Annotated in this window: 12 protein-coding genes and 1 other RNA gene; 6 read left to right on the top strand and 7 right to left on the bottom strand. The window is 63.4% G+C overall.

Annotation, left to right across the window (positions count from 1 at the left end; all coding sequences use genetic code 11):
- The first annotated feature begins 113 nt into the window (after positions 1-113).
- Positions 114-527, top strand: coding sequence for a MerR family transcriptional regulator (locus tag C2L64_RS09170; protein ID WP_090835283.1), 414 nt, complete (start codon positions 114-116; stop codon positions 525-527).
- Entirely contained in the window at positions 524-934 is a 411-nt protein-coding gene (locus C2L64_RS09165; protein WP_090835279.1) for a carboxymuconolactone decarboxylase family protein, read from the top strand. Before C2L64_RS09170 ends, C2L64_RS09165 begins: the two co-directional genes overlap by 4 nt.
- A gap of 211 nt (positions 935-1,145) precedes the next feature.
- Here the strand turns inward: C2L64_RS09165 and C2L64_RS09160 are convergent, their stop codons facing one another.
- From C2L64_RS09160 to trxA, 7 genes are all read right to left on the bottom strand, one after another.
- Positions 1,146-2,525, bottom strand: coding sequence for an MATE family efflux transporter (locus C2L64_RS09160; RefSeq protein WP_090835347.1), 1,380 nt, complete (start codon positions 2,523-2,525; stop codon positions 1,146-1,148).
- A 2-nt stretch (positions 2,526-2,527) separates the two neighbouring features.
- Complete coding sequence (locus C2L64_RS09155) at positions 2,528-4,285, bottom strand: ArnT family glycosyltransferase (protein ID WP_090835277.1); 1,758 nt, start codon at positions 4,283-4,285, stop codon at positions 2,528-2,530.
- 297 nt (positions 4,286-4,582) lie between these two features.
- Complete coding sequence (locus C2L64_RS09150) at positions 4,583-4,846, bottom strand: type B 50S ribosomal protein L31 (RefSeq protein ID WP_007586501.1); 264 nt, start codon at positions 4,844-4,846, stop codon at positions 4,583-4,585.
- Between the two features lie 179 nt (positions 4,847-5,025).
- Positions 5,026-5,862, bottom strand: coding sequence for a M90 family metallopeptidase (locus C2L64_RS09145; protein WP_090835275.1), 837 nt, complete (start codon positions 5,860-5,862; stop codon positions 5,026-5,028).
- A 54-nt stretch (positions 5,863-5,916) separates the two neighbouring features.
- A complete protein-coding gene (locus C2L64_RS09140; protein ID WP_007586496.1) occupies positions 5,917-6,417 on the bottom strand; it encodes a MerR family transcriptional regulator in 501 nt (166 codons plus the stop codon).
- 157 nt (positions 6,418-6,574) lie between these two features.
- Positions 6,575-7,840, bottom strand: coding sequence for a transcription termination factor Rho (gene rho / locus C2L64_RS09135; protein ID WP_007586495.1), 1,266 nt, complete (start codon positions 7,838-7,840; stop codon positions 6,575-6,577).
- 287 nt (positions 7,841-8,127) lie between these two features.
- Positions 8,128-8,454 carry a thioredoxin TrxA gene (gene trxA, locus C2L64_RS09130; protein WP_007586494.1) on the bottom strand — a complete coding sequence of 109 codons (327 nt, stop codon included), beginning with the start codon at positions 8,452-8,454 and terminating at the stop codon, positions 8,128-8,130.
- A gap of 433 nt (positions 8,455-8,887) precedes the next feature.
- Here trxA and ffs point away from each other — a divergent pair.
- From ffs to recR, 4 genes are all read left to right on the top strand, one after another.
- Positions 8,888-8,986, top strand: an RNA gene (gene ffs / locus C2L64_RS09125) — signal recognition particle sRNA small type.
- A gap of 190 nt (positions 8,987-9,176) precedes the next feature.
- Positions 9,177-11,561, top strand: a complete 2,385-nt coding sequence (dnaX, locus tag C2L64_RS09120; RefSeq protein ID WP_090835273.1) for a DNA polymerase III subunit gamma/tau — start codon at positions 9,177-9,179, stop codon at positions 11,559-11,561.
- Between the two features lie 73 nt (positions 11,562-11,634).
- Positions 11,635-11,961, top strand: a complete 327-nt coding sequence (locus tag C2L64_RS09115) for a YbaB/EbfC family nucleoid-associated protein (protein ID WP_007182071.1) — start codon at positions 11,635-11,637, stop codon at positions 11,959-11,961.
- 150 nt (positions 11,962-12,111) lie between these two features.
- Positions 12,112-12,708, top strand: a complete 597-nt coding sequence (gene recR / locus C2L64_RS09110; protein ID WP_007586491.1) for a recombination mediator RecR — start codon at positions 12,112-12,114, stop codon at positions 12,706-12,708.
- The last annotated feature ends 17 nt before the right edge of the window (positions 12,709-12,725 follow it).

Below are 12,725 nucleotides of genomic sequence, written 5' to 3'. Positions count from 1 at the left end.
TGACGCTTACGACGTTCCCAACCTGCTTCACAGGTAGGATCCCGCTGAAATCCACGCTTTGTCAGATAGCACTTGACTTAGAGTTCACTCGAAGTCCTAACCTGAGTTCCGTCATGTCGAAAGCTCTCACCATCGGTCAGGTCGCCGCGACGACCGGCGTCTCCACGCATACGCTTCGCTACTACGAGCAGGCGGGATTGTTGCGGTCCATCGGCCGCACGGACGCGGGGCATCGCCTGTATGCGCCCACCGATCTCGACTGGCTGCAATTCGTAATGCGCCTCAAAGCAACGGGGATGCCGATCGCCGGCATGCAGGCTTTCGCCGCGTTGCGTGCCGAAGGCGATGCGACGTACGGCGCGCGGCGCGCGATGCTGATCGAGCATCGCGACGCCGTGCTCGCGCGCATCGCCGAGTTGCAGACCAACCTCGACGCGATCAGCGACAAGATCGTGTTTTATGAGGCGGCCGAACGCGGAGCATCGACAGGACGCATCGACAACTCATATGTAAAGGACTCGCCATGAATCACGCACACGACGATCGCTACGCACGCGGCTGGGACAAGCTTAAGGAAATCGACGGCACGGCAGGGGAGAAGGTGATCGCATCGCTCGCGCCGATTGCGCCGGATTTCGCGCGGCTGTTGATCGAGTTTCCGTTCGGCGATGTATATAGCCGGCCGCAACTCGACCTGCGCGCGCGGGAAATCGCGACGATCGCGGCGCTGGCCGCGCTCGGCAACGCGCAGCCGCAACTCAAGGTGCATATCGAGGCGGCGTTGAACGTTGGTTGCTCGCGCGAGGAGATCGTCGAGGTGTTCATGCAGATGGCCGTGTATGCGGGATTTCCGGCTGCGTTGAATGCGCTGTTCGCGGCGCGTGAGGTGTTCGAGCGGCGCGATGAGGAGGAAGCGACGGAGGCTGCGGTCTGAGTCGATGGGGTGATCGGTGGCGGGTTTGCAGAAGGGCTCAAATGCAACTAACGGTCTGTTTTTGCGACATTCTCCGAAGAGGCGGTTGCGGGCCCTTCCAAACGCTCGGTCTGTAAAGGGAGGTGGTCGGCTTACGGACAAGCAGATCGGTGCTGGGTTTCGGCGGGCACGGAGGCCCAGCACTACTACGTCAGCGCAGGCTGCAATGGAATCAGGCCGCGCCATCCGCCTGCTTCACAGCGCCCATCCGCACGGACCGTGCGCTAATCGTACGCAGATAGATGGCGAGGCCAATACCCGCAATCAGCAGGCTGGCCGTATTCGCGAGCCAGAATCCGCGCGCGCCCGTGAACGATTCCGGCACCCAGCCGCCGACGTCGAACCCAAGCGCATAACCGCCGCCCAGCCCGACGCCCCACAACGCAACGGCATAGATCACGGTCGGCACGACAGCCACGCGATACGCGCGCAGCACGAACGCCGACGTGATCTGCAGCGCGTCGCACAGATGGTAGAAAACGACGATCAGCACCAGCGGCATCGCGGCTTGCGCGACATGCGCGTTCGGCGTGTAGCCCGCGATGATGACGGGCCGCAGCGCAAGCACGATCACGCCGTAGCAGCACGCGATCGCAACGGCCATCGCGATGCCATGCCGCGCTAGCGTGCGCGCCGCTTCGTAGCGATGCGCGCCGAGCGCCTGCGCGACGAGCGTCGAGGTGGCGATGCCAATCGACAGCGGCGTCATGTACAGCACCGCGCCGATGTTGCCGGCGATCTGATGACCCGCCAGCGTCGTCGTGCCGAAGCGCGCGATAAAGAGTGCCATGAACGTGTACGACGTGACCTCGATCAGATACGACAGCCCCATCGGCACGCCGAGCTTCAACTGCGCCGCCTGGCGCCGCCACACCGGCCAGCAGAAATGCCGGAAGATCGCGAACGGCCGGAACACGTCGAGCTTCGTCATCACCGTCATGCCGACGATGGCAAGCGTCCAGTTGATCAGAATGCTGGCGAGCGCGGCGCCCGGACCGCCGAGCGCCGGCAAGCCGAGCTTGCCGAAAATCAGCAACACGTTGAGCGGCAGCTTCAGCAGCAACGCGCCGATCTGCAGGATCATCACGAGCCGCGGCTGGCCGACGGCATTCGTCAGCGAGCTATAGACGCGGAACGCGAGGCTCGCGGGCAAGCCGAACGCGAGTATCTGCAGATAGGACACGGTGCGCTCGCGCAGCGCTTCCGGTGCACGCGCAAGCTGCAGCAGCGGGTGAGGGAAGTAGAGAATCAGAAAGCCGATGACGGCAAGCGCCAGCGCGAGCCACAGCGCCTGGCGCACTTCCTCGCCGATTTCCTCGTAGCGCGCCGCGCCGTAGAGCTGACCGGCGATCGGTTGCAGCGCCGTCAGAATGCCCGTCAGACCGATATACACGGAAATGTAGATCGACGAGCCGAGGCCGAGCGCGGCGAGATCGGTTGCCGAAAAACGGCCGACCATCGCCGTGTCGATCACGCCGAACGCGATGATCGCCAGTTGGCCGATCAGCACGGGCCACGCCAGCCCGGCGATTTTCCGCACATCGGCAAACATGGTCAGCCGGCTTTCTTGGGACGCCACGGGCGGCGCTTGACGGGCGGCTGCGGCCGGTCGATACGCACGTACAGGCGGAAGCGTTCGTCGCGGTCGGCGACGCGGCGGCCTTCCCAGACGAGCTTCCAGACGAAGTTCGACATCGCGCTCGGCTCGCCGAAGTCCTGCCTGTCCTGGCGCAGGAGCACGTCGCAGTCATCGTCGAACGAAAAATGCATGTCGCCGAAGTAGGCGAACGTGGCGATCTGCGCGTCGCCCAGGCGCGCGGGCGAAATGCAGTTGTAGTCGGACGGCAGGTGCGCGGCGATCTGCTGGGCGACGTCCTTGTAGGTCCGGCTGTAGTTGACGACGGGCAGCCATAGCGTCATCAGCAGCACCCACATCAGCGTCGTACCTGCGCTCGACAGCACGACGCTGCGCCACAGTACCTTCGGATGACGCGCCACGCGCCATTGCACCAGCACGAACCAGCAGACGGTCACGGCGACCGCGCACACGAACGACAGGATCTTGAACTGCGGCGTGAAGCCCGGCGCGAGGCGCGCAAGGTTGCGCGCCAGCTGATGCGGAAAGCCCGTCATGCCCGCGAGCCACACCAGCCAGACGAACGAGCCGAGCACGGTGAAGCTGAGCACCGCGAACCAGTCGATGGCATTGATCGCGCCGCGCTTGAGCGTCGGCAGCGCGAACGCGGCGATCACCGCGAGCGCGGGCGTCAGCAGCATGAACAGACGGTTCGAGCCATGGCTTTGCAGCACGACGAGAACCAGCATCGGCGCGATCACCGAAAGCGGAATCGCGATGTGCGGCGCGCGCCGCAGCCCGGCCCAGCTGAACCACGCCCAGATCGCGAGCGGCCACGCGGGCCATGCGAACAGCGACAGGTTTTTGACCGCGTAGAGCAGCGTCGAGCCATAGGGGCCCGCGAACGCATGCAGACTGCTGCGCATCCATTGCTGGAGGAACCAGACGGCGTCATCGGGGTAGAGCGCGATGGCCGCGAGCGGCCACGCAACCGACAGCGCCAGCGCGACGGGCAGACCGGCCAGCATCAGCGTGCGCCAGTGCGTCTCGTGGACGATCACCATCATCGCAAAGGTGCCGATCAGCAGCGCGCCGACCAGCACAGGACTGCTCGTCAGCGTGACGAGGCCGATCGCGCCACCCCAGATCAGCGCGCCCTGAACGGGTTTGTCGACCATCCGCACGAGGCCGTAGATGAGCATCGCGATGCAGACGAACTGCGCGATCTGCGGCGTGGTTTCGTGGCCGCGTTCGGCGAGGCCGAAGGTGGCGAGCAGGATCAGCAGCGCGCCGTCGCCGAGCGTGCGGCCATAGTCGCGCGGCTCGGGCTCGCCGCCGAATGCGTATTTGAACGGCTGCACTTCGGGCCGGCGACCAAGCAGATAGGCCGCGTACCAGACGAACGCGCACGCGGCGCAGAACAGCAGGCCCGTGAACACCCGCGACGCATTGCTCGCGTCGACCAGCGGGTCCAGCACGCGGATCGCGCTCGCGCCGAGCCAGTAGCCGAGCGGCGCGTCCGACGTCATGTACTTGCCGACCAGATTCGGCAGCAGCCAGTCGTGCAGCGAGCCGTTGGCCATCGTCCACATGACGCCGAAGCCGGCTGCATCCTCGTTCTTCCACGGGTCGCGCCCGAACAGGCCGAACGACGCATACACGACGCAGATGGTAAGCAGCAGCCAGCGCGGCAGCGCGCTGGTGGCGGAGGCAGTGAGGCGAACGACAGATCTCATGCGGTGTTCGTGTGGGGCCGCGCGCGTGGCAGCCGTGAGTTATTGGTGGAGCGCAGGAGGCGTCTCGGATTCAGACATGCGGCATTGTAGACGGGTGGCGCGGTGCGCGTCACACGCTGCCTTACAGACAGTTGCACGGCAGATAAACGGGCGGGGGGCGGGCGAATTGTCGACGCGGACCCGGGCGGTGTGTCGACAAAGCGTCCACCGACAAAAAAGGGCAGCTTGCGCTGCCCTTTTTGCATCGTAGCGGCCCGGACGGGAGTCGGGGCCACGCACGTACAACTTCGCGGGGTATTACTTCACGGCCTTGCCCGTAGCACGGGAGCCGAACTTCTTGTTGAACTTCTCGACGCGGCCGGCCGTGTCCATGATCTTTTGCTGGCCCGTGTAGAACGGGTGCGATTCCGCCGAGACTTCGATCTTCGCCAGCGGGTACGTCTTGCCTTCGAATTCGGCCGTTTCACGCGTCTGGATGGTCGAGCGCGTCACGAACTTGAAGTCGATCGACATATCGACGAACAGGACTTCGCGGTAATTCGGGTGAATGCCTTCTTTCATGGTCTTTCCTTTAGTCTGGCGGTAGCCAACCCGGGAGCCGGAGAATTCCGCAACCGCGAGCCACTTGCCTAAGGTCGAAAAACGGCGATTATGCCAGAAAATCAGACCTTTGACGAGGCTCGGGGACGTTTTTTCGCAGAGGCAGCACCGGATTACTTTCGGCCATTTTTCCTTGCCGATCAGATACTTGCGTCGCCGAGGGCGCCCGTGCGCGCCGGGTCCTGCCGGTAATAACGCGCGAGCAGCCGGTATAGCTCCGGATACTCCGCCTCGAACTCGCGCGGCTTCACGAACAGCGCCTCGCTGCACACGGCAAAAAATTCCGATGGATGATCGGTTGCATACGGATCGATCAGCGATTCACGCTCGAAGCGCGCCCAGCGGCGATCCGGCACCGCGTCGACCTTCGCACAGAACTGGTCGTATGCGTGGTCGAACACGTCCGCCCAATGCGCGGAATCGAGCGGCGCATGCAGCTTGCGAAAGAGGGGCGGGTGGCCATCCGCTTCGCCCGTCACCATGTCGATCTTGTGCGCGAACTCGTGAATCACGACGTTGTAGGCGTCCGAACTGTCCGTCATCTGCGCGTCTTCCCACGACAGGATCACGGGTCCGCCTTCCCAAGCTTCGCCGCTCGCATCGTGCTCGACTTCATGCACGACCCCGTCTTCGTCTTCGACAGTCTTGCGGATCACGAACTCGCCCGGATAGACGATCACGCCGACCCAGCCGCGATACAGTTCCAGCCCGAGATTGAGCACGGGCAGGCAGGCCTGTACGGCGATCGCGACGGTAATCTGTTCGGTCAGTTCGAGATCGTGTGCAGTCGAGAATTCCTTTTGCGCGATGAAGAGACTCGTCATCTCGCGCAGGCGCTGCAGGTCGGCGGGCGCGAAATGCGACAGGAATGGCAGGCCGTCGAGCGTCGCCTGCCAGAGCGCGTCGTCGATTGCGTAAGTGCGCAGCGCGCGGTCGCGGCGGCGCGTGTCGAGCCATCGAGTGAGTTTCGAAAACATCGCGTGCCTGGATTTGTTTGAGTGATCGATGTAGGGCGGCGGCCCGCGCGGCGTTCAGGCTTTCGTGCCTTTGGTGCGCTTCAAAGCGGCCGATGCGCGCCGCTTCTGGATCAGTTCGTCAGCGCTCTCGCCGGCGAGACGGCGCTGCACGTAATCCAGGTCGTCGCTCAGTTCGGCTTTGAGCTTCTGCGCTTCCTTCAGTTCGCGCTGCACGGACTCGATCCGCGCATCGAGCGACTCGACCTGCTGCGCGAGACCGTCGCGTATCTGCTGCAACGATTCCATCGAATAGCCACGGCGTCCGCTTTCGGTGTTTTCGAGCGGCCGCTTCAGCATTTCGGTGATGCCTGCCAGCGAAAAACCAAGCGCGCGCAAACGCAGGATGCGCGAAAAGCGTTCGAGATCATCCTCGTCGTACAGACGATAGCGGCCTTCGCTGCGGCTGGGCGTGACGAGCCCGCGTTCTTCGTAGTATTTGAGCGTGCGCGGCGTGACGGCGAGGCGTTCGGCGGCGTCGCGCACGGTCAGCAGAGTGGGGGAATCGGCGATCGGCATGGTGATGCTTCACTGGTCGGCGGGAGGTGAAGCATTATAGAGATAGGTGCGCGATCGCATTGTCGCTTGCGCAGGCGCAGCGCGTGAAAATAAAAAAACGCCTGCTCGAAAGCAGGCGTTTTTTGTGGGCGCGAACGCCGACGGGCGCGATGGCTATTTAGCCGCCGCCGCGACGCATCATGTCGAAGAACTCGGCGTTGTTCTTCGTCTGGCGGATCTTGTCGAGCAGGAATTCCATTGCTTCGACTTCGTCCATGTCGTGGATGAACTTGCGCAGCACCCAGATCTTTTGCAGGATCTCAGGCTTGATGAGCAGTTCTTCGCGACGCGTGCCGGACTTGTTCAGGTTGATCGACGGATAGACGCGCTTTTCCGCGAGACGGCGCTCGAGGTGCACTTCCATGTTGCCCGTGCCCTTGAACTCTTCGTAGATCACGTCGTCCATGCGGCTGCCGGTTTCGATCAGCGCCGTGCCGATGATGGTCAGCGAACCGCCTTCCTCGATGTTACGGGCCGCGCCGAAGAAGCGCTTCGGACGTTGCAGCGCGTTCGCGTCGACACCGCCCGTCAGCACCTTGCCCGATGCGGGGACAACCGTGTTGTAGGCGCGTGCGAGACGCGTGATCGAGTCGAGCAGGATCACGACGTCGTTCTTCATTTCGACGAGGCGCTTGGCTTTTTCGATCACCATTTCGGCGACCTGCACGTGACGCGCGGCCGGTTCGTCGAAGGTGGACGCAATGACTTCGCCCGCCACCGAGCGCTGCATTTCCGTCACTTCTTCAGGACGTTCGTCGATCAGCAGCACGAACAGGATCACGTCCGGATGGTTCTGCTTGATCGCATGCGCGATGTGCTGAAGCATCACGGTCTTGCCGGACTTCGGCGACGCGACGAGCAGACCGCGCTGACCCTTGCCGATGGGCGCGATCATGTCGATGATCCGGCCCGTGACGTTTTCTTCGCCACGCATCTCACGTTCGAGCAGCAGCACCTTGTTCGGGTGCAGCGGCGTCAGATTCTCGAACATGATCTTGTGCTTCGAGGCTTCCGGCGGCTGGCCGTTGACCTTGTCGACCTTCACCAGCGCGAAGTAGCGCTCGCCGTCCTTCGGCGTGCGGACTTCACCTTCGATCGTGTCGCCCGTATGCAGGTTGAAGCGGCGGATCTGCGACGGGCTGATGTAAATGTCGTCCGTGCTGGCGAGATACGAGGTTTCCGGTGAGCGCAGGAAGCCGAAGCCGTCCGGCAGCACTTCGAGGGTGCCGTCACCGAAGATCGTTTCGCCCGTTTTGGCGCGTTTTTTTAGAATGGCGAACATCAGTTCCTGCTTGCGCAGGCGGTTCGCACTTTCGATCTCGAGACCATTGGCCATCTCGATCAATTGGGAAACGTGCTGGGTCTTAAGCTCGGATAAATGCATACGGAGAACCCGCAGAGAAGGTGCGACCTGAAATGAATTCTGGGAGGAGAAGTGAGCGGAACCGCTCAAGGACTTACCCGTCTTTTCGACGTTTTGTGGATTCTAGCATAGCACACGCCAAAACCAGCCTGCGCGGCCGGTTCTTTGTCGGCGCATGATTCTTGTTGTCATTGTTGTCCAGCGACAACAAGAATCATGCGGCTCGCTTCATGCGTGGCGTTGCTTCACTGCCGACGCACTGTGCGAGCCGGGCAGCGCGCTTGCGGCGCGCGTGCCGTGTATGCAAATTAAAGGTTGCCGTCGAGGAACGCGGTGAGTTGCGACTTCGACAGTGCGCCAACCTTCTGTGCAGCGACCGCGCCGTTCTTGAAGAGGATCAGCGTGGGGATGCCGCGCACGCCGAACTTGACGGGCGTGGATTGATGTTCGTCGACATTGATCTTGGCGATCTGCAGGCGATCAGCGTAGTCCTTCGCAACTTCGTCGAGGATCGGCGCGATCATCTTGCACGGGCCACACCATTCCGCCCAGAAATCGAGCAGCACGGGTTTGTCGGATTTGACGACGTCCTGTTCAAACGACGCGTCGCTAATATGCTTGATGTGTTCGCTCATTTGTGTGAATACCTCTTTCGGTTCGAGGCCTGCTTTGAATGCCCGCCACGATACAACAAAATCAGAAAACTTTCCGTTCGCTTTGCCACAGGACAAACCATGAAACGCGCTGCGGGAAGTATCGTGGGGACACCTTCAGGAGAGCGGGCTGGCTTGGCTTTGCGGGCCACTTGAACGTCAGTTTAGCCTAAATTGCTATGCGTTGCCCGTCGTGATAGTACGCATTCCGACAGTAGGGTTTCGCGCCGCGGCTTTACATCACTCAGATGATCCCTGTGTCGATGCGAAGCGCGGTAGCTCCCTCGTGACATCAACTATCTGGAGTTCGCGCGCGCGAACACAAGAGGGTGGCGACGAAGTTTGAACGGGGTTTCTGTGCGTTTTGTCTGCGAGCCTCTCGCGCGGCGCAGCGAGCGATGTTAGAATGCGACGTGACGGGCCTCCTCGCATGGAGGTGCGGTCAACCTGGTCAGGTCGGGAACGAAGCAGCCACAGCCGTTTTCCGCCAGTGCCGAGGGTCAGGCTCGTCACCTTCCTTTTTTCCTTCGCATTATTTCCCCTGTTTGCTCTCTTTGCGGCGTCGTTCGAAACGCGGCATCTTCTATCGCTCCCTTAGCGAAATTCAATGAGGCGTCAGAGCGTTGTCACGCCTCGCTTGAACGCGCTATCGGGCGCGTTATCGATTCGTCTTTTCGCGTCAGTCTTGCTGATACAATTTCCGGATGACCTATCAAGTTCTCGCACGCAAATGGCGGCCGAAGGATTTCGCTTCGCTCGTCGGACAGGAGCACGTGGTGCGCGCGCTCACGCACGCGCTCGACGGCGGCCGTCTGCACCACGCCTATCTGTTTACCGGCACGCGGGGCGTCGGCAAGACGACGCTGTCGCGGATCTTCGCGAAGGCGCTCAACTGTGAAACGGGCGTCACGTCTACGCCATGCGGCGTGTGCCGTGCGTGCCGCGAGATCGATGAAGGGCGCTTCGTCGATTATGTCGAGATGGACGCGGCGAGCAATCGCGGCGTCGATGAAATGGCTGCGCTGCTGGAGCGCGCGGTCTATGCGCCCGTCGATGCGCGCTTCAAGGTCTACATGATCGACGAAGTACACATGCTGACGAACCACGCGTTCAACGCGATGTTGAAGACGCTGGAAGAGCCGCCGCCGCACGTCAAGTTCATCCTCGCCACGACCGACCCGCAAAAGATTCCCGTCACGGTGCTGTCGCGCTGTCTTCAGTTCAACCTGAAGCAGATGCCGGCAGGGCATATCGTGTCGCATCTCGAGCACATTCTCGGCGAAGAAAAAATTCCGCATGAAGCGCAGGCGCTGCGCCTGCTCGCGCGCGCCGCAGACGGCTCGATGCGCGATGCGTTGTCGCTGACCGATCAGGCCATCGCCTACTCGGCGAACCAGGTCACCGAGGAAGCCGTGCGCGGCATGCTCGGCGCGCTCGATCAAAGCTATCTGATCCGCCTGCTCGACGCGCTCGTCGCGGGCGAGGGTGCGGCCGTGCTGTCGGTTGCTGACGAAATGGCGTTGCGCAGCCTGTCGTTCTCGACCGCGCTGCAGGATCTGGCAAGTCTGTTGCACAAGATCGCGTGGGCGCAGTTTTCGCCGTCGTCGGTGCTGGACGAGTGGCCGGAAGCCGCCGACCTGCGCCGTTTCGCTGACACGCTGAGTCCGGAGCAGGTGCAACTGTTCTATCAGATCGCAACGATCGGCCGAAGCGAGCTGGGCCTTGCGCCTGATGAATACGCAGGCTTCACGATGACGCTGCTGCGCATGCTCGCGTTCGAACCGGCCCCGAACGGTGGCGGCGGAGGCGGTGTGACGCCGGCTGGCCGCTCGAGCGTCCCGGCTGCTGGAGCAAAGCGGACGGGCGCGCCTGTCGCGGCGGCGGCTGCTGCCGCGCCGCAGGCTCGCACGAGCGATGCGCCAGCGGCTACTACCGTTGCCATTGCACCCCGCGTCGCTCCGGTGGCGAAACCCGAACCGGCGCCGGTTCAGCCGCAAGCCGTTCCTGAGCCGGCCGTGTCGCCAGAGCCTGCGCCTGAAATTCAGGCCGCGCCTGTCGATGCCGCCGTCACGCCGCTGTCGGTGGCTGCGGCTTCGACCTCAGCCGAATCGACAGCGAACGTCGATTCGCCGGTTGCGTCGATCGGGCAACAAGATAACGCTGCGCCGGCAGATGATTCCTCCACGCAGACCGAATCCGCTCCGCGCCGCGCAGGTGGTGCGAGCGCCGCGCTCGACGTGCTGCGCAATGCGGGCCTGAAGGTATCGACGGGAAGCCGTCCGGCCTCGGCCGCTCCCGCGTCAGCGACGCCTGCGGCACCGGCCAAACCCGCCGCGCCGCGCGTCGCCGTGCGCGTGCCGACGCCCGATCCCGCCCGCCGCGCCGCGGCCGCCGCGCAACAGGAAAACGCCGCGCGCACGCAGACGCCGCGTGCCGCACAGCCGCAGGGCGCCTCTGGCGTCCCGCCGTGGGATGACATTCCGCCCGACGACTATATGCCCGCATCGTCGGACGATGCGTTCTTCGCGGCTTCCGACGACAACTTCATTCCTGTCTTCGACAGTGGCCCGGACGACATGCTGGTCGGGCGAGGCAATGCGCCCGCTACGCCCGTTGCGACAGCCGCGCCCGTCGTCGATATCCGCACGCTGCCGCCCGCCGTGCCACTCGATGCGATCGGCGTCGAAGGCGATTGGCCGGCGCTTGCCGTCACGCTGCCGCTCAAGGGCATCTCCTATCAGCTCGCGTTCAACAGCGAACTGATGGCCGTCGAGGGCAAGACGCTTAAGCTCAACGTCGCGGTCCAGCTCTACACCGAATCCGCGCAGGTCGCGAAGCTCAAGGCGGCGCTGGCCGAGCGGCTGGGCAGCGAAATCGACGTGCAGGTCGAGGTCGGCCCCGTGCGGCGCACGGCCGCCGTGCTCGACTCGATCGAACGCGCGAAACGCCAGCAGGAAGCCGAGCGCGAGATTGGCGCCGATCCGTTCGTGCAGTCGCTGATCCGCGAATTCGGCGCGAGCATCGTGCCGGGCTCCGTTCGCCCGCTCGCGCCGGGCGCCGAAGGCGGCCAGAGCGCGGCCGGCCACTGACTTCCGCGCGCGCCTCCCATTACGCCGACGCGCACGCGCCCAACCGAATCCATTATTACGAAGGAGCAAGTCCATGATGAAAGGTCAACTCGCCGGGCTGATGAAGCAGGCCCAGCAGATGCAAGAAAACATGAAGAAGATGCAGGAGCAACTCGCGCTGATCGAAGTCGAGGGGCAGTCGGGTGCGGGCCTCGTCAAGGTGACGATGACCTGCAAGAACGACGTGCGCCGCGTGTCGATCGATCCGAGCCTGCTCGCCGACGACAAGGACATGCTCGAAGACCTCGTCGCCGCTGCCTTCAACGATGCCGTGCGCAAGGCAGAAGCCACCGCGCAGGAAAAGATGGGCGGCATGACTTCGGGCCTGCCGTTGCCGCCGGGATTCAAGCTGCCGTTCTAACAACGCGCAGCGTGTCGCGCGCGGCGCATGGCCGCATCGCCTCATGGCCATATGCCCGCGCGTTCGCCGTTCGTTGTCGAATGGCGCGGCTTCGCTCGCTGGAACACATCCGCGATTCAACCCACTACACGTCGACGCCGCCGTACCAGCATGAAACAACCTTCCGCCTTGTCGGCGCTCGTCGAAGCGCTGCGTGCGCTGCCCGGCGTCGGTCCGAAGTCCGCGCAGCGCATGGCGTATCACCTGATGCAGCACGATCGGGAAGGCGCCGAAAAACTCGGCCGCTCGCTGCTGTTCGCCACCGAGCATCTGCAGCACTGCGAGAAGTGCAACACGTTCACGGAAGCGCAGATCTGCGAGGTCTGCAGCGACAGCGAACGCGATCCGACGCTGCTGTGCGTCGTCGAAACGCCCGCCGACCAGATCATGCTCGAACAGACCATGACCTATCGCGGCCTGTATTTCGTGCTGATGGGGCGCCTCAGTCCGCTCGATGGCATCGGCCCCAAAGAAATCCATTTCGACCGGCTCGTCAGGCGTGCGTCGGACGGCGTCGTCAAGGAAGTCGTGCTCGCGACCAACTTCACCAACGAAGGCGAGGCGACGGCCCATTATCTCGGCCAGACGTTCAAGGCGCGCGGCCTGTCCGTCACGCGGCTCGCGCGCGGCGTGCCTGTGGGCGGCGAACTCGAATATGTCGACGCGGGCACGATCGCGCGCGCGATGCTCGACAGGCGTTCGATGTAACGGCGCGTTGTCCGCAC

The sequence above is a fragment of the Paraburkholderia hospita genome (assembly GCF_002902965.1).
GTDB classification, from domain to species: Bacteria; Pseudomonadota; Gammaproteobacteria; order Burkholderiales; family Burkholderiaceae; genus Paraburkholderia; species Paraburkholderia hospita.
Note: the sequence above shows the minus strand (reverse complement) of the source record. Positions and strands in the feature narration are given on the sequence as shown.

Bases quoted from the DNA above. Each gene is read 5' to 3' on its own strand.
- C2L64_RS09170 (WP_090835283.1), top strand. From the start codon at position 114: ATGTCGAAAGCTCTCACCATCGGTCAGGTCGCCGCGACGACCGGCGTC.
- C2L64_RS09165 (WP_090835279.1), top strand. From the start codon at position 524: ATGAATCACGCACACGACGATCGCTACGCACGCGGCTGGGACAAGCTT.
- C2L64_RS09160 (WP_090835347.1), bottom strand. From the start codon at position 2,525: ATGTTTGCCGATGTGCGGAAAATCGCCGGGCTGGCGTGGCCCGTGCTG.
- C2L64_RS09155 (WP_090835277.1), bottom strand. From the start codon at position 4,285: ATGAGATCTGTCGTTCGCCTCACTGCCTCCGCCACCAGCGCGCTGCCG.
- C2L64_RS09150 (WP_007586501.1), bottom strand. From the start codon at position 4,846: ATGAAAGAAGGCATTCACCCGAATTACCGCGAAGTCCTGTTCGTCGAT.
- C2L64_RS09145 (WP_090835275.1), bottom strand. From the start codon at position 5,862: ATGTTTTCGAAACTCACTCGATGGCTCGACACGCGCCGCCGCGACCGC.
- C2L64_RS09140 (WP_007586496.1), bottom strand. From the start codon at position 6,417: ATGCCGATCGCCGATTCCCCCACTCTGCTGACCGTGCGCGACGCCGCC.
- rho (WP_007586495.1), bottom strand. From the start codon at position 7,840: ATGCATTTATCCGAGCTTAAGACCCAGCACGTTTCCCAATTGATCGAG.
- trxA (WP_007586494.1), bottom strand. From the start codon at position 8,454: ATGAGCGAACACATCAAGCATATTAGCGACGCGTCGTTTGAACAGGAC.
- dnaX (WP_090835273.1), top strand. From the start codon at position 9,177: ATGACCTATCAAGTTCTCGCACGCAAATGGCGGCCGAAGGATTTCGCT.
- C2L64_RS09115 (WP_007182071.1), top strand. From the start codon at position 11,635: ATGATGAAAGGTCAACTCGCCGGGCTGATGAAGCAGGCCCAGCAGATG.
- recR (WP_007586491.1), top strand. From the start codon at position 12,112: ATGAAACAACCTTCCGCCTTGTCGGCGCTCGTCGAAGCGCTGCGTGCG.